Genomic DNA, 25,055 nt, shown 5'->3' with positions numbered 1-25,055 from the left:
ACCACGATGCCGGCCGCCGAGACCCCGCTGCTCGACCTCACCGACGCGCAGCTCGGTATCTGGTTCGCACAGGCGGCCGACCCGAGCGGCACCACCTATCTGGGCGCGGACCGGATCGAGCTCAGCGGGCCCCTCGATCCGGACCGTTTCGTCGCGGCCGTCGAGACCGCCATCGCCTCGTCGGCGGCGGTACGCGCCAGGATCGAAGTCTCCGACGACGGCACCATCGCTCAGCGGCTGCTGCCTGCCGGCGTCGGCTCGACGGCGACCGAGTGCCTCGACGTCAGCGCCGCCGACGACCCGGTCGCGGCGGCCGAGGCTGCCGCCCACCGGCTGCTGGACACCCCGCTGCGCCCGGACACCGACCCCCTACTGCGCAGCCTGCTCGTCACCGTCGGTCCGCAACTGCACCACTGGATCCTCGCCGTCCACCACATCGCGCTGGACGGCCGCGGCATGGCGACGTTCGTGGACCGGGTGGCGGCCGCGTACTCAGTAGGCCCGAACCCGTCGGGTCCGGGCCCGACCGGCGTCGCGTCGTCCGACGAGGACCTGCTCGCCGAGCTGCTCGCGGCCGGGGTCGCCTACCGGGCCGACGCTGCCTTCGAGGCCGACGCGCGGTTCTGGCGCGCGGCCTGCGCCGGTAGCCCGGAGACACCGCTCGCTGCTGCTCCCGCGGCGGTGCCCGACTCAGCGGCCGGGAGCATCCACCGCGTCGAGACCGTCCTCGGCGCACCCGTGACCGCCGGACTCGAGCGCGTCGCCCGTCACTCGGGCACCGCCCGTCCCGTCGCGGTGGTGGCCGCGGCGGCCCTGCACACGCAACGGCTGCTGAGCACCGACCGGGCCGCCGTCGGCCTGGCGGTCCCCGGCCGGCGCAGCCGGGCCACCCGGAGCCTGCCCGCCATGACCGCGGGTGTGCTGCCCGTCGTGGTCGACGCGTCGCCGGCGCGGCGGCTGGACCTGCTGGTCGCCGAGGTTCGGGACGCGGTCGAAGGCCTGCTGGCCCATCAGCGTTACCCGCAGGCCGAACTGCGGCGAGACCTCGGACGACTCGGTGACCGCGAGGCGATGCACCCGGTCACGATCGACGTCCAACCGCGGCGCCCCGACCCCGACTTCGCCGGGCTCGGGGCGGTGGTCCGGACGTTGCGCACCGGTCCTGTCGACGCCGTCAAGATCACCGTCCGCGACCTGCCCGACGACCGGTTGCAGGTGCTGGTCGAGGGCAGCGCCGGTCAGCTCGATCACGCCGCGACGCGGAGCCACCTCGAGCGCTTCGTCCGCGTCCTCACCGCCCTCGCCGAGGCTGCTGCCGATCCGGCGGCGCACCTGCTCGGCGCCATCCCGCCGCCGACAGGTGCTGCCCGTCCGCAGGCCGCCGCGGCAACCGACGCCCTGCCGCTGCCCCTCGCGGCCTTCGCCGCGCAGGTGCGGCGCCAGCCGGACCGGACGGCCGTCGTGGCCGACGACGGCACCCTCACCTACGCGGAGCTCAACGCCCGCGCGAACCGGGTCGCACACCTCCTCGCCGCGCGCGGGGCCGGGCCGGGGTCGCTGGTGGCGATCGCCCTGCCTCGCGGCGTCGAGCTCGTCGTCGCCGTCCTCGGCGTGCTCAAGTCCGGCGCGGCCTATCTGCCGCTCGACCCCGACTACCCGACCCAGCGGCTGCGCACCATGATCGCCGACGCCGACCCCGTCGTGATCCTGGGTCGCGGCCCGGCATCCGACCACCCGGTCGGTGCCCCCGACAACGGAACCGGCGGCGGCACCGACGGCGACACCGACGGCGGTACGGACGTCGCCGCGCGCTGGGTCGATCTGACCGACCTCGCGGTCGCCGGGTGCCCCGACGATGATCCCGATGTCGCCGTCGATCCGCTCTCGACCGCCTACGTGATCTACACCAGCGGTAGCACCGGACGTCCCAAGGGGGTCTGCATCCCGCACCGGAACATCGCCGCCCTCTTCGCGAGCTGCCGGGAGCAGATCGACTTCGGCCCGGCCGACGTGTGGACGATGTTCCATTCCTACGCCTTCGACTTCTCGGTCTGGGAGCTGTGGGGACCGCTGCTGCACGGCGGCACCCTGGTCGTCGTCCCCTACCTCACGAGCCGTTCGCCCGCGGCGACGCGACAGCTGCTGGTCGACCACGGCGTCACCGTGCTGAGCCAGACCCCGACGGCGCTCTACCAGCTGCTCGCGGCCGGCGATCTGCCGTCCTCGGTGCGGCACGTCGTGCTCGGCGGCGAGGCGCTCGACCCCACCCGCCTGGACAGCTGGCTGCACTCGACCCGGCGCCGTCCGACCGTGTCGAACATGTACGGCATCACCGAGACCACGGTGCACGTCACGCACACCGTGGTGCGACCCGGCCGGTCCCGCGCCGACATCGGCGGCCCGCTCGCCCATCTCGACACCCACGTGCTCGACGCCGCGCTCTGCCCGGTTCCGGACGGCTTCGCCGGCGAGCTCTACGTGACCGGTGCCGGCCTGGCCCACGGCTACCTGAACCGGCCGGGTCTCACCGCGACGCGGTTCGTGGCCGCGCCGTCGGGTGAGCGCATGTACCGGACCGGCGATGTCGTGCGCCGACGCCCCGACGGCGGGCTGGACTACCTCGGACGCGCGGACCGGCAGGTGAAGGTGCGCGGGTTCCGCATCGAGCTGGGCGAGGTCGAGGCCGCACTGGCCGGCTGCCCCGGCGTCGCCGACTCGGCCGTGCTGGCCCGCGAGGACGCGGGCGCCGGAGCGAGCCTGGCCGCCTACGTCGTCCCGGCCGCCGGGGCGCGGTCCGACATCGCCGCCTGGCGCGACCTGTTGCGTACCGTGCTCCCGCCAGCGTCGGTGCCGACGTCGTTCACGGTGCTGGACGCGCTGCCGATGGACGCCAACGGCAAGCTGGACCGCGCCGGCCTGGCTGCACTGCCCGACGACGGCCGCGACGCCGCGCGCGGGGGCGAGCCGGCGCCCGCGAGCGGAGACGACCGGGGCGTCCTGCTGCGCCGGCTCTTCGCGCGCGTGCTCGGTCGCGACGACGTCGCCCCGGACGACAACTTCTTCGACCTCGGCGGCCACTCGCTGCTCGCGACCCGCCTGCTCGCGGCCGCCCGCGTCGAGCTGTCCCTCGAGATCGGCATCGGCGACCTCTTCGACCACCCCACCCCGGCCGGGCTGCTCGCCGCGGCCGGCGACGCGCGCGAGCCGCGCCCAGCGCTGCGCCCGGCGGCCCCCGACGCCCCGTTCACCATGACCGCGGCGCAGCGGCGCATGTGGGTCCTGCGGGAGGTGCACGGCCCGGCTCCGACCTACAACATGCCCGTCGCCCTCCGGCTGTCCGGCGAACTGGACCGCTCCGCCCTGGACGCCGCCCTCCGCGCCCTGCTCGACCGGCACCCGATCCTGCGCACCGTGTACCGGGGTGAGAACGGCGACCCGGTCGTGCTGCCGGTGCCGCCCCGCCTGCTACGCACCGCCGAGGCCGACGAGCAGTCCCTGCCCGCTGCGCTGCGTGCCGCGGCTCGCGAGCCGTTCGACCTGCGCGCCGAGCTGCCGATGCGGGCGCAGCTGTTCGCGCTGGGTCCGCACGAGCACGTCCTGCTGTTGCTCATCCACCACATCGCCGGGGACGGGTGGTCGCTCATCCCGCTCTTCGACGATCTCGGCGACCTCTACCGCGACCTCCTGCGCGACGACACGCCGCCCGCTCGCACGGCCCCCGCGCTGGAGTACCGCGACGTCGCGGCCTGGCAGCCGGAGCTGCTCGGCGACGAGACCGATCCGCCGAGCCGGGCCGCTCGTCAGCTGGCCTTCTGGCGCCAGGCTCTGGACGGCATGCCCGGCCAGCTGGACCTGCCCTACGACCGGGCCCGGCCGCCGGTGGCCCGACACCGCGGCGGGTCGCTGCCGCTGCGCATCGACACCCTGCTGCACCGCCGGCTGGACAGGCTGGCACGGCAGCACGGATCGACGGTGTACATGGTGATGCAGGCCGCCCTGGCGGCCCTGCTCGACCGGCTGGGCGCCGGCACCGACATTCCCATCGGCTGCCCGGCCGCGGGTCGCTCGGACCGCGCCATGGACGACCTCGTCGGCTTCTTCATCAACCCGGTCGTACTGCGCGCCGACACCTCGGGCAACCCGCGGTTCACGGAGCTGCTCGGCCGGGTGCGAAGCACGGCGCTGGCCGCGTACGCCCATCAGGACGTCCCCTTCGACCGCGTCGTCGAACACGTCCGTCCGGGACGCGCCGGTGCGCAGCACCCGCTGTTCCAGGTCGTGCTGTCCTACCAGGACTTCGAGCCGACCCCGGCGCTGGAGGGGCTCGTGGTCGGGCGCGAACCGCTGGACTTCGGCGTCGCGAAGTTCGACCTCACCATCAACCTCGTCGACCACCGGGACGCCACCGGTCTCCCGGCCGGCATCGACGGCGACCTGGAGTTCGACCAGGACCTGTTCGACCGCGAGACCGCGGCGGGCATCGTCACGCGGCTGCTCGCCCTGCTCGCCGCGGTAGCCGACGACCCCGACCTGCGCATCGGCTCGGTCGACCTGGTCGACGCTCGCGAACGGGCCCGACTGCTCACGGAGTGCAACGACACCGCCGCCCCCATCCCGGCTGCCGGCATGGCCGCGTGCTTCGCCGAGCAGGTGCGCGCCACCCCGGACGCCATCGCGGTACAGGCCGACGACGGCACCCGCCTCACCTATCGCGAGCTGGACGCGCGAGCCGGACGTCTCGCCGATTGGCTCGCCGCCCACGGCGTCGGCGCGGAGTCCGCGGTCGCGGTGTTGCAGCAGCGATCGGTGCATCTCGTCGTCTCGCTCCTCGCCGTCCTCAAGGCCGGCGGGTATTACGTGCCGCTCAACACACGCTTTCCCCCGGCGCGCATGGCCCTCATCCTCGGCGAGGTGGGCGCCGAGGTGCTGCTCACCGACCGCCGCACCGACTCGGACTTCGACTGCGCGTCGTGGTCGGGCCGGACGGCCGTGGTCGTCGTCGACGGCAGTGACGAGACGGCCACCGTCCCCCGTGCCGCCCGACCCGAGGTCGTCCCGGCGCAGCTCGCCTACGTGATGTACACCTCGGGCTCGACCGGTGAGCCCAAGGGCGTGGCCATCACCCAGCACAACATGGTCGCCTTCGCCGCCGACCGCTGCTGGGAGACCGGCCACCAGCGGCGGGTGCTGTTGAACTCGCCGTACTCGTTCGACACGTCGCAGTACGAGTTGTGGGTGCCGCTGCTCTCGGGCGGCACCGTCGTCGTCGGCCCGCCGGGCGATCTCGACACCGACACGCTGCGCCGCCTGATCGCCGAGCACGCCGTCACCTCGCTCTGGCTCACCAGCGGCGTCTTCAACCTGATGGCCGAGGAGAGCCCGGACTGCTTCCGCGGTGTGGGCGAGGTCTGGACCGGCGGTGACGTCGTCGCACCGACGGCCGTCGAGCGGGTGCTGGCCGCATCCCCGGACACCGTCGTCGTGGACGGCTACGGCCCGACCGAGTCGACGACCTTCACCACCCACCACCACATGCGCGCACCGTGGATCGCGCCCCCCACCGTGCCGATCGGCACCCCGCTGGACAACACCACCTGCCACGTCCTGGACGAGCGGCTGAACCTGGTGCCGGTCGGCGTCCGGGGTGAGCTCTACATCGGCGGGGAGGGTCTGGCCCGCGGTTACCTGCAGCGACCGCGACTCACCGCCGAGCGCTTCGTCGCTGATCCCTTCGGCGACCCGGGCGCACGGCTGTACCGCACCGGTGATCTCGTCCGCCGCCGCCACGACGGCGTCCTCGAGTTCCTCGGACGCATCGACGACCAGGTCAAGGTCCGCGGGTTCCGCATCGAGCTCGGCGAGATCGAGTCGGTGCTCGCCCGCCGACCGGGAGTGGCCCAGGCCGCGGTCATCGTCCGCAGCGACGAGCCGGGTGAGAAGCGGCTCGTCGGCTACGTGGTCGCCGACGGCTCGGCCGCCCTTGAGGAACAGGCACTGCGCGGCGGCGTGGGCGAGTCACTGCCCGACTACATGGTGCCGGCGGCGATCGTGGTGCTGGAGCGGTTGCCGCTCACTGCCAACGGCAAACTCGATCGCCGCGCGCTCCCGGCGCCCGCATTCGCCGCCGGCAGCGACCGCCGCTCGCCCCGCAACGAGACCGAGCAGCAGCTGCACGACGCGTTCGCCACGGTTCTGCGGCGCACCGATTTCGGGATCGACGACGGCTTCTTCGATCTGGGCGGCGACAGCATCATGGCCATTCAGCTCGCCGGCAGGGTGCGGCGCGCGCACCTCGAGCTCGGCGCGGCCCAGGTCTTCGCGCACCGCACGGTGGCCGAGCTGGCCCGCGTCGTCGTGCCACTGCCCATCGACATCGCCGAGACCGAGACCGAGGCCGACGAGCCGGTCGGCGAGATCGCCCCCACGCCGATGCTGCGCTGGCTCGCCGGCCGGGGCGGGCCGCTCCGTGGCGTCAGCCAGTCGCTGCGGTTCACCGTCCCGCCAGCGGCGTCCGAGGCGACCGTCGTCGGGGCCCTGCAGACCCTGGCCGGGCACCACGACCTGCTGCGCGCACAGCTGACCGACTCCGGTCCCGACGGCCCCGGCGTCGTCGTCCGAGCCTCGGTGGACGCCGCCGGCTGGCTGCGCACCGTCGACCTGCGCGACACCGAATCGCACGAGCGCGAGCGCCTCGTGACCGAGCACACCGCCGCCGCACTGGCCCGCCTGGACCCGACCGAGGACATGGTCCAGGCTGTCTGGTTCGACGCCGGTCCGGACGGCCCCGGCACGCTGCTGCTCGTCGTCCACCACCTCGCGGTCGACGGCGTCTCCTGGCGGGTCCTGCTCCCCGACCTCGCCGAGGCCTGGGCCGCCCGGGCCGAGGACCGTCGGCCCGAGCTGCCGACTCGGAGCCGCTCGTTCCGGTCCTGGGCCGCATCGCTGGCCGACGACGCCGCCCGGCGGGCCGCGGCCGGTGAGACCGAGCGATGGCTCGATCTGCTCGATGGACCGACGGCGCCGATCGCCGGTGGCCCGAGTGACCCGGCTCGCGACACCGAGGGGACCGCGGTCCGGCTCGTCCGCACCGTCTCCGCGGACCTCACCTCGGCGTTGCTGATCGACCTGCCGTCGGCGTACCACGCGAAGGTCGACGACGTCCTGCTCACCGCGCTCGCCCTAGCCGTGGCCCGGTTGCGACGCCGTCCCGGCGCGCCGCGTGGGTCACGACGCTCCGGCCTGCTGGTCGATCTCGAGGGCCACGGTCGCGGCGACGGTGCGGACCTCGCCCGGACCGTCGGCTGGTTCACCAGCCTGTATCCCGCCCGCCTGGACCTCGCCGGTATCGACGTGCAGGACGCGTTCGCGGCCGGGCCGGCGTGCGGTCAGGCGATCAAGGCCGTGAAAGAGCAGATCCGCGCAATTCCGGACGGCGGCCTCGGTTACGGCCGGCTGCGCCACCTGCACCCGGCCTCCGGTGGCCGGCTGGCCGCGCTCCCCCAGCCCGACCTCGGCTTCAACTACCTGGGGCGGTTCACCGGTTCGGCGCAGACACCCTTCGCCGCCGCTCCGGACGCCTCGGCACTGGGCGCCGGCGCCGACCTCAACCTGCCGTTGGCCCACGCCGTCGAGCTGAACTGCTTCGCCGCCGAGGACGCGACGACCGGACGTCCGGTGCTGCAGGCGATGTGGAGCAGCGCCGGCCGCATCTTCGCCGGCTCCGCGCTCGCCGAGCTCGCCGAGCTGTGGGAAGCGGCCCTGACCGCCCTGGACCGGCACGCGGCACAGGGCGACGCGGGCGGACGCACCCCGTCCGACCTGGCCCTGGTGTCGATGGACCAGTCCCAGATCGAGCGACTCGAAGCCATGTGGAAGGTGAACCCATGACCCCCCGCGCCATTGCGGAGGTGCTGCCGCTCGCTCCGCTCCAGGAGGGGTTGCTCTTCCAGCTCGGTCTGACGGCTGCCGAGGCCGAGACCGATCCGTCGACGCCCGACCCCTACACGGTGCAGCTCTCGCTGGACCTCGACGGCCCGATCCGCATCGACGTGCTGCGACGGTCGCTGACGACCCTGCTGCGCCGGCACCCGAACCTGCGGGCCGGGTTCTGGCAGGACACGATGGACGAGCCGGTGCAGTTCGTCCCCACCGCGATCGAGGTGCCCTTCGAGCTGCTCGACCTGCGGGCCGATCCCGACCCCGCAGCGCGGCTGGACCGCATCGTCGCCGACGACCGGGCCCGCCGCTTCGACCCGCTGCAGCCGCCGCTGTTCCGCGTCACGCTGGTCGTGTTGGGCGAGCAGCGGCATCGCCTGCTCATCACCACCCACCACCTCGTCCTGGACGGCTGGTCGATGCCGCTGCTGCTGGGCGAGTTCTTCGCGCTCTACGGGGCCGACGGCGACGACGCGACGTTGCCGATCGTCACGCCCTATCGCGAGTACCTCGGCTGGCTGGCCGGACTGGACCGGAGCAAGTCCGAGGACGCCTGGCGCGACTACCTCGGCGACCTGGAGTCCCCGACGCTGGCCGGTCCGCTCGGCGACGCCCCGCCGGCGCAGGACTGGTTCGAGCTCGACGAGCCGACCACCGCGGCGATCGCCGCGACGGCACGGGCCCACGGGCTCACCCTGAACACCGTGGTCCAAGGGTGCTGGGCGACCGTGCTCGGCCACCTCACCGGCGCCGACGACGTCGTCTTCGGTGCCACTGTCTCCAACCGGCCGCCCGAGATCCCCGGCATCGACACCACCATCGGGACCTTCATCAACACCGTCCCGGTGCGGGTCGCGCTGACACCCATGCGCACACTGTCCGACCTGCTGGCCCGCCTGCAGGACGAGCAGTCGGCCCTCATCGACCACCGGCACCTGCCGGTGGCCCGGATCCAGCAGGCCGCCGGACGCGGCACCCTCTTCGACAGCCTCCTGGTCTTCGAGAACTATCCGCTGGATCAGGACGTCCTCACCGCTCGGGCCGGCGGGTTGCGGCTCACCGAACTCGCCGTCGGCGACGGCACCCACTACCCGCTGGCGCTGCTGGTCATCCCGGGCCGACGGCTGCGCCTCCGGCTGGATCACCGCCTCGGCGCCGCGGCGGCCGACGTGCTCGACACGCTGCGCCGCGTGCTCGCCGAGTTCGCCGCGCGTCCGGACACCAGACTCGGCTCACTCACGCTGCTCACCCCGGACGACGCCGCCCGCGCGATCGCGGCCGGGGTCGCCGACCGTCCCGCGGACGTCCCGTGGCGAGGTCCGGCGCAACGCTTCGCCGACCAGGCTCGCAGCACCCCGGAGGCCGTGGCGCTGCGAGCCCCGGATGCCACCCTCAGCTACCGGGAGCTGCACGCTGCCGTCCGCGACCTGGCCGCCCGGCTGAGCCATCGCGGCGTGGGCCCGGAGTCGATCGTCGCCGTGCAGCTCAGCCGGTCCAGCCGGCTCGTCACCGCGCTGCTCGCCGTGCTCGAGTGCGGGGCTGCCTACCTGCCGCTGGACCCCGACTACCCCGCCGAACGCATCGAGGCGATGATCGCCGATGCGCGGCCGACGCTGGTGCTGACCGAGGACGTGTTCGCCGAGCTGGCAGCCGAACTGGCGGCCGGACAGGCGGCCGCGGACTCGGTGCCGCCCGCACCGGTCGGACCACTGCACCCGGCCTACGTCATGTACACCTCGGGCTCGACCGGGCGCCCCAAGGCCGTCGTCATGCCGGCCGGGGCGTTGGTGAACCTGCTGAGCGAGCACGCCCGCGTCGTGCCCGCGGACGACGACGCGGTCGTGGCCCAGTTCGCCTCCCTCAGCTTCGACGTGGCGTCCCAGGAGATCCTGTCGGCCCTGCTCACCGGGCGGACCCTGGCCGTTCCCGACGACGCCACTCGTCGGGACGCTGCGGCCTTGGCTCGATGGCTGGCCGGTGAGGGCGTGACCGAGCTCTACGCCCCCACCCTGGTGCTGCACGCGGTAGGCGAGGCCGCCCTCGAACTCGACCTGCAGCTGCCGTCTCTGCGGCACGTCGTGCAGGCCGGGGAGCGACTGCAGATCAGTGACCCGGTGCGGGCACTGTGCACGGGTGCCGTCGCATACGCACAGCTGCACAACCACTACGGGCCAGCCGAGACACACGTCGTCACCGCCACCGCCGTCGACGCGACCGGCACCCGGACGCCGGGCATCGGCACGCCGTTGCGCGGCACCGGCAACTACGTCCTGGACCGCTGCCTGCGTCCTGTCCCGGTCGGCACCGCGGGCGAGCTGTACCTCGCCGGCGTGCAGCAGGCCCGGGGTTACCTGCACCGCAGCGCCGAGACCGCCGCCCGGTTCGTGGCCGATCCGTACGCGACGACCCCGGGCGCGCGGATGTACCGCAGTGGCGACCTGGTTCGGCGCACCGCCGACGGTGCCCTGGAATTCCTGGGACGCACCGACGACCAGGTGAAGATCCGCGGAATCCGGGTCGAGCCCGGCGAGGTCGAGACCGTCCTGGCCGCACGTCCTGACCTCGCCGGCGCAGCCGTCATCGCGCGCGATACCGGCGCGGGCAACCGCACCCTGGTCGCCTACGTCGTCGGCGTCCCCGGCGTGCACCCCGACCCCGTGCGGCTGCGGGCCGACCTCGCCGCCGTGTTGCCCGACCACCTCGTCCCCACCGCCATCGTGCCGGTCCCTGCCCTCCCGCGCACCGCCAACGGCAAGCTCGACCGGGCCGCGCTGCCGGCGCCCGTGTCCACCGCCACGGCCGGGCTGCCGCGCTCACCGCGCGAGGAGGTCCTCTGCGCGCTCTTCGCCGACGTGCTCGGTCGCACGGTCCCGGTCGGCGTCCACGACGATTTCTTCGACCTCGGCGGCCACTCCCTGCTCGCGACCCGACTGACCGCCCGGCTGCGCAGCGTGCTGGGCACCGAACTCACGGTCCGCGACCTCTTCGACCGCCCCACCCCCGCCGGGCTCGCCGGCCTGCTCGACGACCGCGCCTCGACACGCCCGCCACTGAGCCGTGCCGAGCGTCCGGCGGTACTGCCGCTGTCGTTCGCGCAGCGCCGGCTGTGGTTCCTCAACCGGCTGGACGGGCCGAACTCGACGTACAACATCCCCACGGCCCTGCGCCTCACCGGTGCTCTGCGCGTCGAGGCCCTGCAGCAGGCGCTCGCCGACTGCCTCGCCGCCCACGAGATCCTGCGCACCACCTACCCGGCCGTCGACGGAGAGCCGCACCAGCTGGTGCACCCCGTTCCCGACCGGGCCCCGGCGCTCGCCGTCGAGGAGATCGCCCCCGGCGAGCTGCCGGGCCGGCTCGCCGAGCTGGCCGCCGTCGTCTACGACCTCGCCGTCGACCTGCCGCTGCGCCCGACGCTGCTGCGGCTCTCGGACAACGAGCACGTGCTGATGCTCGTGCTGCACCACATCGCCGGTGACGGATGGTCCATCGGCACGCTGCTCGACGATCTGAACCGCGCTTACACGCGCCGGCAGGCCGGCGAGGAGCCCACGAGCGGGCCCGGGTCGGAGCCGGCCGGCACGAGCGTGCAGTACGCCGACTACGCCCTGTGGCAACGCCGACTGCTCGGCTCCGAGGACGACCGGACCAGTCTGATGACCGAGCAGCTGGACTACTGGCGCGAGCAGCTGGCCGAGCTGCCCGAGGGCCTGCGCCTGCCCACGGACCGGTCCCGTCCCGACTCGGCCCGACACCGCGGCTCGACCCTCGCCTTCCGAGCCGACCCGGCGCTCACCGCCCGGCTGGACGCGCTGGCGAAGGGCTGCGACGCCAGCCTCTTCATGGTGCTGCACGCCGCCTTCGCTGCCCTGTTGAGCCGCGTGGGCGCGGGCACCGACATCCCCATCGGCAGCCCCATCGCCGGACGCACCGACGACGCGCTCGAGGATCTGGTCGGCTTCTTCGTCAACACGTTGGTGCTGCGGGTCGACACGTCGGGCAACCCGACCTTCCGTGAGCTGATCGGCCGAGTCCGGGAGACGGACCTCGCCGCCTACGCACACCAGGACCTTCCCTTCGACAAGCTCGTCGAGGCGGTGAACCCCGCGCGCAGCCACGCCCGCAACCCGCTGTTCCAGGTGCTGCTGGCCTATCAGTCCGCGCCCCGGACCGAGCCCGTGCTCGCCGATCTGGAGGTCGCCGTCGAGCCGGTGCAGGTCGGGTTCGCCAAGTTCGATCTGGCGCTGGCCCTGGCCCGCCGTATCGCTCCCTGCGCGGACGGCACCGGCGCCGCCGAGCTGCACGGCGACTGGGAGTACGACACCGACCTCTTCGAGCGGGAGAGCGTCCGGGCGCTGAGCGAGCGCTTCACGATGCTGCTCGCGGCCGTCTGCGCCGACCCCGACGCCCGCATCGGCGACGTCGACGTGCTGCCCGACGAGGAGTACGACCGCGTCGTCCACGACTGGAACGACACCGGCAGCGACACCGAGACCGACGCCGGTGCCGGGACGACCTGGCCGGAGCTGTTCGCACGCCGTGTCCGGGAGACCCCGCACGCCGATGCGCTGCGGTACGAGGGCACGACGATCAGCTACGCCGAGCTCGACGCCCGCAGCGACCGCCTCGCGCGGACGCTGCTCGCCCGCGGCGTCGGTCGCGGCGACCGGGTGGCGCTGTGCCTGCCACGGTCCCCGGAGCTGATCTGCGCCCTCGTGGCCGTGCTGAAGACCGGGGCAGCGTACGTGCCGATCGACCCGGACTACCCGCAGGCTCGCATCGCTCACCTGCTGGCCGACAGCAGCCCGCGCCTGGTGCTCACCACGGCCACGCTCGCCGGCGGGCTACCCGCCGAGGCCGCCGTCATGATCGTCGCAGCCTCCGACCGGGGCGCCGTGACTCACGACCTCGGCGAGGCGGAGCCCGCCGTCGCCGCAGCCGGCCCGCACCCCCGCGACGCCGCCTATGTCGTCTACACCTCGGGCTCGACCGGACGCCCGAAGGGTGTGATGGTCGAGCACCGCAACATCGTCGCCAACCTGGTTCCGCTGATCGAGCGCTTCGGCCTGGGCCCCGGCCGCCGCGTCCTGCAGCTGGCCGCGATCGGCTTCGACGCCGCCGCCTGGGAGATCACGCTGGCCCTGCTCTCCGGTAGCGCCCTCACGCTGGCCCCCGCCGACCGGCTCCGACCCGGGGCAGCACTGGCCGATCTCGTCGGTGAGACCGCAACGGACTTCGTCACCATCACCCCGAGCGCCCTCGCCGCCATGGGCAGCCACACCTTCGCCGACGACGTCACCCTCGTGATCGCCGGCGAGGCCGGCACTGCCGAGCTCCTCGCCCGGTGGGCGCCCGGCCGCGAGATGTACGACGCCTACGGCCCCACCGAGGCCACCGTCTGCACGACGGTGAGCGACACCCTGGTCGACCCGGCGACCCCGCCGATCGGACGTCCGGTGGCGCACGCGCGCACCTACGTCCTGGACGACCGGCTGCAGCCGGTCGGCGTCGGGGTCGTCGGCGAGCTCTACCTGGCCGGCGGCGGCATCGCGCGGGGTTACCTGGGTCGGCCCGGTCTGACCGCGCAGCGCTTCGTCGCCGACCTCTTCGGTCCCGCCGGCTCGCGGATGTACCGCTCGGGCGACCTGGCCCGGTGGCGCGCCGACGGCCAGCTGGACTACCTGGGCCGGGCTGACGAGCAGGTCAAGGTGCGAGGCGTCCGCATCGAACCGGGCGAGGTCGAAGCCGTGCTCGGCACTGTCCCTGGCGTCGAGCGGGCTGTCGTCACCACGGTCGAGCACCGCGGCGAACCACGGCTGGTCGGCTACCTGGTGCCCGGTCCGGCGACCGACGAGGGCGACGGCCGCGACCTCGACGGCGAGGACGCCCGGCTCGCGGTCTGGCGCACGACCTACGACGAGCACTACCGCGACACCGGCACCGCCGCCGGCGACGACTTCACCGGCTGGAACTCCAGCTACACCGGCCGTCCGCTGCCGGAGGCCGAGATGGCCGAGTGGCGACAGGCCAGCGTCGATCTCATCAGCCGGCACGCCGGGTCGACCGTGCTCGAGATCGGCTGCGGCACCGGCCTGGTGCTCACCCGGATCGCCCCGACCTGCGCCGAGTACGTCGGCACCGACATCTCGGCCGCTGTCATCGAGCGCCTGCGTCGGCACGTGGCCGCCGATCCCGCGCTCGTCGACCGGGTCACCCTGGACGCGCGCCCCGCGCACGACCTCGCCGGCCTGCCGACCGGACGGTTCGACACCATCGTCCTGAACTCGGTGGTGCAGTACTTCCCCAGCGCCGACTACCTGGCCGACCTGCTCGGCAACCTGGTGCCGCTCCTGAGCCCGACCGGGCGCATCGTCCTCGGCGACGTCCGCAATCTGGCCTCGCTGGCAACATTCCGCACCGCGGTCGAGCTGCGCCGGGGCAGTGAGTTCGACACCGCGAGCACCGTCGCCGCGCGGGTCACACGCAGCCTTGCCGACGAACCGGAGCTGCTGTTGGACCCCGCCTGGTTCGGCGCCGACCGCATGGCCGCGCTCGGCCTGCCGGGCGTCGAGCTACGGGTGCGTCGGGGTGCCCGGCACAACGAGATGACCCGGCACCGCTACGACGTGGTGCTCCACAGCGTCGAACCGACGCGCGCGAGCACCGTCGACCTCGCCTGGCGGCCGGAGTTCGACGACCCGGCCGCCTTCGCGCTGGCCGTGGTGGAGGCCCGGACTCAGCCCCAGGACGCGATCCGCGTGACCGGCGCGCCCGACACCCGGCAGCAGCACGAGACGACTGCCCGCGCGCTGCTGCTCGACGGGGACGCCGAGGCCGCGCGGCGCGCCCTCGACGCCGTGCCCACCGGCGCGTGGCCCGACCCCGAGGCCGTCGCGACCTGGGCCGCGGACCATGGCCTGGACGTCGCCGTCATGCCCTCCGCGACACCGGGTCGGATCGACATCGAAGTGGCGGCGCCCGGTCGTGCCGCGTCCGCGCGACCCGCCCGTCCGGCCGACCCGGCCCGGCCACTGGCCAACGTCCCCGGCGGCAAGCCGGCCGACGACCTGCCCGCCCGTGCGGCCGCGGCCTGCCGCACCGCCCTACCCGCCGGTCTGGTGCCGTCGGCCATCCTCGTGCTCGACGCGCTGCCGCTCACCCCGAACGGCAAGCTCGACCGGGCGGCCCTCCCCACGCCGGACTGGGACGTCCGCGCGGTCGGGGCCCAGCCCGTCGGTGAGCGGCAGCAGATCCTGTGCTCGCTCTTCGCCGAACTGCTGGGCCTGTCCCGAGTGGGTGCCGACCGCGACTTCTTCGACCTCGGCGGACACTCGCTGCTCGCCACCCGCCTGGTCAGCAGGGTCCGCAGCGTCTTCGGCGTGGACGTCTCGGTGCGGGACCTGTTCGCTGCACCCACCGTCGCCGCCTTCGCCGAGTGCGTCGGCGCGGCCCAGGGCAGTCGACCCAGCCTGACCCGTCGGCCGCGGCCGGCGCGGCCACCGCTGTCGTTCGCCCAACTGCGCCTGTGGTTCCTGCGCCAGCTCGAGGGCCCCTCGGCGACCTACAACATCCCGATGAGCCTGCGCCTGCGCGGCCGGCTCGACGTCGACGCCCTGCGCGCGGCCGTCACCGACGTGACCGTTCGCCACGAGTCCCTGCGCACGCTGCTGCCGTCCGACGACGACGGCGTGCCCTACCAGGACGTCGTGGCCGCCGAGGACGTCGCCATCGCCTGCCCCTTCGTCCCGGTCGCCGAGGACGACCTCGAGGCCGCGGTGGACCGCGCCGCCCGGCTGCCCTTCGACCCGGCACACGACCTGCCCATCCGCGCCACCGTCTTCGGCGTGGGTCCCGAGGAGCATGTCCTGCTGCTGGTGCTCAATCACGTGGCCGGCGACGGCTGGTCGTGGCGCCCGCTGGCCCGGGACCTCTCCACGGCTTACGCCGCCCGGCTCGCCGGCACCGCGCCGACCTGGCCGGACCTGCCCGTGCAGTACGTCGACTACGCCCTGTGGCAGCGCGAGCTGCTCGGGGCCGAGGATGATGCCGACAGCCTGGCCGCCGGCCAGCTGGCCTACTGGCGCGAGGCCCTGCGGGGCATTCCCGAGGCCCTGGACCTGCCCACCGACCGGCCGCGCCCGTCGATACCGAGCCACCGTGGCGCGACAGTGCGCTTCGAGGTGCCGGCCAGCGTCCATCGCGCCCTGAACGCCGTCGCCGCCGACTCCCGGGCGACCCTGTTCATGACCCTGCAGGCCGCCTTCGCGACCCTGCTCGAACAGCACGGCGCGGGCAACGACATCCCGATCGGCAGCCCCGTCGCCGGCAGGTCGAGCGAGGCCGTCGACGACCTCGTCGGCTTCTTCGTGAACACTCTCGTGCTCCGCACCGACCTCGCCGGAGCCCCGACCTTCCGCGACCTGCTCGCAAGGGTGCGGGAGACGGCCCTGGCCGCCTACGCCCACCAGGACGTGCCGTTCGAGAAGGTCGTCGAGCATCTGCGGCCGCAGCGCTCGATGTCACACCCGCCGCTGTTCCAGGTGATGTTCTCCTACATCGACGGCACCGGTCCGCTCACCTTCGACGGTGTCGAGGTCGCCACCGCCCCGGTCGACGTCGGCATCGCGAAGTTCGACCTGCACCTGTCCATGTCGGCCGAGGTCGACTCCGACGGGGCCCCGGCGGGCATCGACGCGGCGCTCGAGTACAGCTCCGACCTGTTCGACCACGCCACCGTCGCCGCGCTCGCGGACCGCTTCGGGCAGCTGCTCGCCGCGCTGGCCACCGACCCCGACCGTCGCCTCTGCGACCTCCCCGCCGCGGCCCCGGACGAGGTGCGGGCGGCGCTCGCCGCCGGCGCGGGGCAGCCGCCGGTCGCGGCGGCGGACGACCGGGTGCATGCCCTGCTGGAGGCGCAGGCCGCGCTCACCCCGGACGCCACCGCCGTCGTCTTCGAGGAGAGCAGCCTCTCCTACGCCGAACTGCACCGCCGGGCTGACACGCTCGCTCGTGCTCTCGTCGCCCGGGGCGCCGGGCCGGAGCAGGTGGTCGCGGTCGCGATGCCGCGCTCGGCAGAGCTGGTCGTGGCGATCCTGGCCGTGATCAAGACCGGCGCGGCCTACCTGCCCGTCGACTGCGAGTACCCGGCTGCGCGGGTGACCCAGATGCTGTCGGACGCACGACCGCTCTGCGTGCTGAGCAACGTCGGAGCCTGCGACGGCATCCCGACCGAGATTCCGCTCGTCGCTGTCGGTAGCGCCGACGCCCCGGTCGACCCCACCGCCCCGCTCACCGACGACGAGCGCACCGCCCCGATCCGCCTCGCCAACCCGGCGTACGTCGTCTACACCTCGGGCTCCACCGGGGTGCCGAAGGCCGTCGTCATGCCGGGTGCGGGTCTGTCCAACCTGCTGCGCTGGCACATCCGCCGCTTCCCGGCCGCGACCGGGGTGCGGACGGCCCAGTTCACCGCGATCGGCTTCGACTTCTCGGTCCAGGAGATCCTGGCGCCGCTGGGGAGCGGACGCACCCTCGTGCTGCCGACCGAACCGACCCGCCGCAGCGCCGACCTGCTGGTCGGCTGGCTGCAGCGGCACGACGTCGCCGAGCTGTTCGCCCCCAACCTGGTCATCGAGGCTCTGATCGAGGCCGCCGGGCGGACCGGGCACCAGCTTCCCGCGCTGACCGATGTCTTCCAGGGGGGTGAGGCTCTCTCGACGGCCGCCGCCACACGCCGCTTCTTCGCCTCCGGACGCACGCTGCACAACGTCTACGGTCCGGCGGAGACCCATGCCGTCACCACGGCGACGATGCCGGCCCGGGTCGACACCTGGCCCGGCATCGCCCCGCTCGGCGAGAGCGTGGACGGCGCCGTCGTCCGCCTGCTCGACGCTCATCTGCGACCGGTCCCCGACGGCGTGCCCGGCGAGCTCTACCTCGCCGGAGACGGGGTGGCACGGGGCTATCGGGGTCGTCCGGAGCTGACCGCCGCGCGCTTCGTCGCCGATCCTTTCGGGCCTCCGGGGTCACGGATGTACCGCACCGGTGACCGGGCCCGGCGCCTCCGCTCCGGAGCACTGGAGTACCTCGGCCGCAGCGACGACCAGGTGAAGATCCAGGGGTTCCGGGTCGAGCTCGGCGAGGTCGAGGCCGCGCTCGGCGCGCTGCCGGGCGTCGGACGCGCCGCGGTGGTCGGCCGCCGGGAGGCGACCGGAACACGTCTGGTCGGTTACGTGGTTCCCGCCCCCGACACCGCTGCCTGCGACCCGCTGCAGCTTCGCGCCGAGCTGGCGACCACGCTGCCGGGTTTCATGGTGCCTTCGGTCGTGGTGGTCGTCGACGAGTTCGCCCGCACGGCCAACGGCAAGCTCGACATCGCCGCCCTGCCGGACCCCGCCCCCGTCGGTCCGGCTCGACTGCCGCGCAACGACGACGAGCGGTCGCTCGCCGCGCTCTTCGGCGAGATCCTGCAGGTGTCGGACGTCGGCATCGACGACGGGTTCTTCGACCTCGGCGGGCACTCGCTGCTCGCCACCCGGCTGCTGGCCCGCATCCGGTCGACACTGCAGGTCGACCTCGCACTGCGCGACCTGTTCGAGGCTCCGACGATCGCGCAGCTGAGCACCAGGATGCGCCGGGCGGCCTCCGGTCGACGGAGCGCCCCGGAAGCCGGCTCCCGCCCCGATCGGTTGCCGCTGTCGTTCGGCCAGGAACGGCTGTGGTTCCTGGACCGAGTCACCGGCCCCGACCCGACCTACAACCTGCCGATCGCGATGCGGCTGGAGGGGTCACTCGACGTCGAGGCGCTCGCCCTCGCTCTCGACGATGTCGTCGCCCGGCACGAGGTGCTGCGGACTCTGATCGACGAGGTCGACGGCTCGGGCACCCAGATCGTGGTGCCGGCCGAGCAGGCGCGGCCGGTCTTCGAGTGCGTGGACGTCACGCCCGACACCCTCGAGCCGGCCTTGCGCGCCGCCGCCGGCCACTGCTTCGACCTGGCCCGCGATCTGCCGATCCGAGCGATGCTGCTGCGCGAGTCCGAGCAGCGGCATGTCCTCGTGCTGGTCGTGCACCACATCGCCGCCGACGGCTGGTCGCTCGCCCCGCTCGGCCGCGACCTGAGCGTCGCCTACGCGGCACGCCACGCTGGTGGCCGACCGGACTTCGCCCCGCTGCCGCTGCAGTACGCGGACTTCGCACTGTGGCAGCGCCGCGCCGTGCACGACCTCGATGCCCAGCGCGCCTTCTGGGCCCGCACGTTGCAGGGTCTGCCCGCGGCCCTGGAACTCCCCGGCACCCATCAGCCGGTGCCCGCAGTCGAGGGTGCGGGACGGGCCATCCTGCGCACGGTTCCGGCCGCCGTGCATGCCGACCTGCTGCGGATCGCACGCGAGGCCGACGCCACCGTCTTCATGGTGCTGCAGGCGGCCCTGTCGGCGCTGCTCACCAGGCTGGGCGCCGGCACGGACATCCCTCTGGGCACGCCGGTGGCCGGGCGCACCTCCGACACCCTGGACGAGTTGGTCGGGCTGTTCATCAACCCGGTCGTCCTACGCACCGACACGAGCGGGACCCCGAGCCTGCACGAGCTGCTCGGCCGCGCCCGCGACACCGCCCTCGCCGCGTTCGACAACCAGGACCTGCCCTTCGAGCACATCGTCAGCGACCTCGCGCCGACCAGGTCGACCACGCGGCACCCGCTCTTCCAGGTGCTGCTGGCGCTGCAGAACGCGCCTGCGGGCGCCCTCGACCTGCCGGGGGTCACGGCGACGCCGGTGATGGTCGACCTCGACATCGCCAAGTTCGACCTCACCGTCAACGCCGTCGAACGCCGGGACGCCGATGGTCGGCCCGGCGGTATCGAGACGATGCTGGAGTACCGCACCGACCTGTTCCACCCGATGATCGCCGAGGCCGTGATCGACGGGCTCGTCCAGCTGCTGACGGCCGCGGCGGCCGAGCCACACCGTCCGCTGGCCGACCTCCCGGTGCTGGCCGCCGACCTGAGCGGACGCGTGCTGCACGAGTGGAACGACACCATCGCACCCGGCAGGGAGACTGCCCGCTCGGTACCCGACCTCTTCGCCGAGCAGGTGCGGCTCACCCCCGACGCGATCGCCGTCGTCGACGGCGAGCGGGAACTCACCTACGCCGAGGTGGCAGCCTGCGCCGACCGACTCACCCGGCGGCTCGTGCGCGCCGGGATCGGGACCGAGGACCGCGTGGCGATCCTGCAGCGACGCTCCGCCGAGCTGGTGATCTCCACCCTCGCCGTCCTGGGCGCAGGTGCCGTGTACGTCCCGCTGCACGACCGGCACCCCGCGGCACGGTGGCGGCAGGTGGTCGCGGCCACCGGCGCTCGACTGCTGCTCACCGACGACGTCTCCGCCGAGCGGGTGCCCGCCGACGTCACCGACGGCGCACGCGTGCCCCGCTGGTCGATCGGACCCGCCGACCTGGTCGTCGCCGATCCGACAGCCGCCGACATCACCGACCCGGCCACCCCCCGTCCTCGCCACATCGCGCCGGAGCAGCTTGCCTACCTGATGTTCACCTCCGGCTCGACGGGCGAGCCGAAGGGCATCGGCATCACCCACCACGACGTCATCGCCCTGGCCGTCGACCCGTGCTGGGAGCCGGGGCCGGACGCTCGGGTGCTCATGCACTCCCCGTTCGCCTTCGACATCTCGACCTACGAGCTCTGGAGTCCGCTGCTGTCCGGGGGCCGTATCGTCGTCGCACCCGCCGGCGAGCTGGACGGTGACGTGCTGCGTCGCATGGCCGCCGAGCACGGCGTCACCTCCCTGCTGGTGACTGCCGGCTTGTTCGGGGTCATCGCCGACGAGACCCCGGACGCCTTCGACGGCATCGGCCAGGTGTGGACCGGCGGCGATGTCGTCCCCGCCGGCGCGGTACGGGCCGTGCTCGCCGCGAGCCCGACGACGGTGGTCAAGGTGCTCTACGGCCCGACCGAGATCACCCTGGGCTGCACGTGGCGAGGCTTCGCTGCCGGTGACGTCGTCGCCGACAGCGTGCCCATCGGATCTCCGCTCTCCGACACCCGTGCCTATGTGCTGGACGACCGACTGCAACTCGTCCCACCGGGCGCGCCCGGCTCGCTGTACATCGCCGGCGCCGGGCTCGCCCGCGGGTACTGGCAACAGCCGCAGCTCACCGCAGAACGGTTCGTCCCCGACCCGTTCGCCACCGACTTCGGCGACGGCGGCGCTCGGATGTACCGCACGGGTGACCTCGCCCGGTGGAACGCCGACGGAGTGCTGGAGTTTCTCGGCCGGGACGACGACCAGGTCAAGATCCGCGGCTTCCGCATCGAACCCTCGGAGGTGCAGGCCGCGCTCGCCGCCCACCCCGACGTCAGCGGAGCCGCTGTGGCCGTTCACCGTGGCCCCGCCGGCGATCCGTCCGTGGTCGGGTACGTGGTGGACGGACCGTCGCTGGACCTGGCCCGGCTGCGCGCCGACCTGGAGCAGTCCCTGCCCGACTACCTCGTTCCCGCAACCTTCGTGGTGCTGGCCGAACTACCCCTCACCGCCAACGGCAAGCTCGACCGCGCCGCGTTGCCGACCCCCGACTGGGATCGGCGTGGTGACGATGGAGACAGGCGGCTGCCACGCACGCCACACGAGGACGTCCTGGCCGGCCTCTTCGCCGACGTACTGGGGTTGTCGACCGCTGTCGGTATCGACGACAGCTTCTTCGATCTCGGCGGACACTCCGTGCTGGCGCTGCGGCTGGTGAGCCGCATCCGGGCCACGCTCGGGATCGAGCTGAGCGTGGCTGAGCTGTTCGACACCCCGACCGTCGCCGGGTTGAGCGCCCGCGCGGCCGGTGGGGCACCTGCCGGTGACCCGTTGGGCGTGATGCTCGCGCTGCGCACCGGCGGCTCCCGCCCGCCGCTGTTCTGCGTGCACCCGGCCGGTGGGTTCGGGTGGATCTACGCCGGGCTGCTGCGCGCCCTGCCGGCCGACCAGCCGGTGTACGCGCTCCAGGCGCGGGGGTTGCTGCCCGGCGACGAGCTCGCCGACAGCATCGACTCGATGGTCGCCGACTACGCCGACCAGGTCCGGCGCATCAACCCCGACGGTCCGTACCGGCTGCTCGGCTGGTCCTTCGGTGGGCTCGTCGCGCACGCCCTCGCCGCACGGCTGCAGGCGCTCGGCGGCGACGTCGACCTGCTGGCCGTCCTGGACGCCTACCCCGGCACCTTCGACGCCGACTACGGCGAGGTCGGCGAGCAGCAGGTGCTCGCGATCCTGTTGAACGCCGCGGGGCTGGACCGGGCCACCGAATTCGGCCCGGCGGATCTGGAACGAGGTCCGGTCATGGACCGCCTGCGCGACACCGGTTCGGCGGTCGCGGGCCTCGACGACGACGCCGTGGACAGGCTGATCGCGGTGTTCGTCAACAACACGTCCCTGCTCGCGGACTTCTCGCCCACCGTCGTCGATGCCGACCTGCACTTCTTCGGCGCCCATCACGACCCCGCCGAGGGCGACTTCGACCCGTCCGCCTGGCAGGCCCATGCCCGCGGCCAGGTGCACGTCACGCGGCTCGACACCGACCACGCCGGCATTGCCCGGCCTGCGGCCCTGGCCGAGATCGGGCACCGGCTGCTGACCGAGGACCTGCTGTCCACGACGAGACGAACGGACGTGACCACGTGACCACCACTGCCGACCAGTATCGGACCTCCTTCCGGGCCGGCTCGTGCGATGACTTCGGCGCCGAGTGGGCCGCCGTGCGCGATGTGCTGCGACGCGAACGCGAGACCGTCGACCTGTTGCCGTCCTCGGTCCGGCGCGATGCGGGCGAGAGCGCGCGGGCGGCGCAGGCGCACGCGATGGGACGCCGGGCGCGTCGCCGGTTCCTCGCCCGGCACGCCGGCACCGTCCATGCCGAGCTGACCGACGGGCACCGGCACGCGCTCGGGTTCGACGAGATCGCCGCGGCTGCCGTGGACGTCTTCCCGGGACTGCTTCCCGAACCAGCCCAGATGGCCGCCGACGCCGCCCTGCCGCAGCGAGAGAAAGAGGGCTGGGAGATCGACCAGGGCCTCTTCTTCCACGCCCTGCTCGACGACGACGTCGCCGGCCCACACCTGCTCCGGGCGATGCTGCGCCCCACCCCGGCCGCCCTCGATCGGCAGGCGGAATTTGCTCGGACCGGTCACGTCGACACCGGTCTGTGCCGGGTCACGCGAACCGATGGCATCTCGATCGTCGAATTCGCAAATCTGCGCTATCTCAACGCCGAGGACGACGACGCCGTCGCGGGCCTGGAGACCTGCACCGACCTGGTGCTGCTGGATCCCGCCACCCATGTCGGCGTGCTGCGCGGCGCGTCGATGACCCACCCGTCCTACACCGGGCGCCGCGTCTTCAACGCGGGCATCAACCTGACAACCCTCTTCGACGGCGGCATCTCGCTGCTCGGCTTCCTGCTACGGCGCGAGGCGGGATACATCTCGAAGTTCACCCGCGGCCTGGCCGTCGACGACGAGCTGGCGGGCGGACCCGCCGACGGGTCCTGCGGAGACCGCTGGTGGCCCGCAGCGGACAAGCCCTGGGTCGCGGCCGTCGACTCGTTCGCCGTGGGCGGCGGCATGCAGATCCTGCCGCAGTTCGACCGCGTGGTGGCCGCCGAGGACTCCTGGTTCTCCCTCCCGGCTCTGGACGAGGGCTTGGTGCCCGGCCTGGCCAACCTGCGGATGCCCCGCGTACTCGGCGCCCGCCTGGCCCGCGACTTCATCGTCGGGGGACGACGCGCCACGGCCGGCTCGCCGGAGGGACGCCTGCTGGTCGACGACGCCGTGCCGGCCGAGCACGTCGACGCGGCCGTCCTGACGGCAGCCCAGCGGCTGGACAACCCCGCCGTGCTCGCCAACCGGCGGATGGTGCACTTCGGCGAGGAACCCCCCGAGCTCTTTCGGCGTTACCTGGCCCGCTACGCCCTCGAACAGGCCTATCGGCTGTACAGCCCCGACCTCGTCGAGAAGTTGGAGCGCACCTGGATCCAGCGACGCGAACGCCGTGCCGCCGCCGGACGTGCAGGGTGATCACCGGCGAGGTGCTGCGCTGCCGCCGTCCGCGCACCGAGGGCGTCCGGCTCGTCGCCTGTCCGCACGGCGGCGGCTCGGCCACTGCGTTCCACCCGTGGGACGGCCTGCTGCCCGACGATGTCGAGCTGCATGCCGTGCAGTACCCGGGGCGCGGTGACCGCGCGCACCATCCTCTCGCCCGCGACGTGCGCAGCCTGGCGGCCGAGGCGGCCGGCGCCGTCGCGACTCTCTCCGACCGGCCGGTCGCGATCTACGGTCACAGCATGGGCGCCCTGGTGGCATTCCACCTGGCGCGCATGCTCACCGACACGGGTCATCGGGTCGTCTCGCTGACGGTGTCGGGGCTGCCCGGCCCCGATGTCCTGCGACCGACGACGGTCCACTCGGGCTCCGAGGACGACGTGCTCGCCGAGCTGCGGCGCCTCGGCGGCGTTCCGGCGGAGCTGCTGGACGATCCCGACCTGCGAGCGATGATCCTCTCCTCGACGCGCGCCGACTACTGCCTCGTTGAGACCTATGAGCCACGCCCGCGCGAACGGGTCGACGTGCCACTGTCCGTGCATCGCGGACTCGACGATGCCGAGCTGACGGCCGACGAGGCCGTGGCCTGGGCCGACGTGACGGATCGGCCCATCGTCACCCACACCTTCGCCGGCGACCACTTCCACCCCTACCTCGACCCGACGCCCGTCGTCACGGCCCTGGTCCACGACATCGCAGCCGCGGCCGGCCCGATGCCGCCGGCTCGTCAGGCCTACGTCAGGCCCGTCGCAGAGTCGGGCGACATCATCGACACACCCAGCCGAACCGAGGAGCTCCGATGAACAATCCCTTCGACGACGCCGAAGCCACCTTCCTGGTCCTGGTCAACGACGAGCGGCAGTACTCACTGTGGCCGTCGTTCGCAGCCGTTCCCGCGGGCTGGACCGTCGAGCTCGAGGCCACCGACCGGGAGACAGCGCTGCACCACATCGAGACGGTGTGGACGGACATGCGACCGGCCAGCCTGGTGGCCGCGATGGCGGCCGACGGCGCGACGATGTGA

At 73.5% G+C, this 25,055-nt stretch carries 5 protein-coding genes; all 5 read left to right on the top strand.

Annotated elements, in window-relative coordinates:
- Window positions 1-6 precede the first annotated feature (6 nt).
- From AC0NZQ_RS06630 to AC0NZQ_RS06610, 5 genes are read left to right on the top strand one after another with little or no spacing between them, the layout of a single operon-like run.
- The gene (locus AC0NZQ_RS06630; RefSeq protein WP_474528886.1) at window positions 7-7,887 is read left to right on the top strand and encodes an amino acid adenylation domain-containing protein; all 7,881 of its coding nucleotides are present in this window, start codon (window positions 7-9) and stop codon (window positions 7,885-7,887) included.
- Window positions 7,884-22,616 (top strand): amino acid adenylation domain-containing protein, encoded by a 14,733-nt coding sequence (locus AC0NZQ_RS06625; protein ID WP_474528884.1) that lies wholly within the window; start codon window positions 7,884-7,886, stop codon window positions 22,614-22,616. Before AC0NZQ_RS06630 ends, AC0NZQ_RS06625 begins: the two co-directional genes overlap by 4 nt.
- Window positions 22,613-24,007 (top strand): enoyl-CoA hydratase/isomerase family protein, encoded by a 1,395-nt coding sequence (locus AC0NZQ_RS06620; protein WP_474528883.1) that lies wholly within the window; start codon window positions 22,613-22,615, stop codon window positions 24,005-24,007. The genes AC0NZQ_RS06625 and AC0NZQ_RS06620 overlap by 4 nt, the downstream gene beginning before the upstream one ends.
- On the top strand, window positions 24,004-24,834 hold the full coding sequence (locus AC0NZQ_RS06615; RefSeq protein ID WP_474528882.1) for a thioesterase II family protein: 831 nt from the start codon (window positions 24,004-24,006) through the stop codon (window positions 24,832-24,834). Before AC0NZQ_RS06620 ends, AC0NZQ_RS06615 begins: the two co-directional genes overlap by 4 nt.
- Entirely contained in the window at window positions 24,831-25,055 is a 225-nt protein-coding gene (locus AC0NZQ_RS06610) for an MbtH family protein (RefSeq protein ID WP_474528881.1), read from the top strand. The genes AC0NZQ_RS06615 and AC0NZQ_RS06610 overlap by 4 nt, the downstream gene beginning before the upstream one ends.

It is taken from the genome of Jatrophihabitans sp. sgz311053 (assembly GCF_056135305.1).
Note: the sequence above shows the minus strand (reverse complement) of the source record. Positions and strands in the feature narration are given on the sequence as shown.

Excerpts from the sequence above, each read along its gene's own strand:
- AC0NZQ_RS06630 (WP_474528886.1), top strand. The coding sequence starts at position 7 with ATGCCGGCCGCCGAGACCCCGCTGCTCGACCTCACCGACGCGCAGCTC.
- AC0NZQ_RS06625 (WP_474528884.1), top strand. The coding sequence starts at position 7,884 with ATGACCCCCCGCGCCATTGCGGAGGTGCTGCCGCTCGCTCCGCTCCAG.
- AC0NZQ_RS06610 (WP_474528881.1), top strand. The coding sequence starts at position 24,831 with ATGAACAATCCCTTCGACGACGCCGAAGCCACCTTCCTGGTCCTGGTC.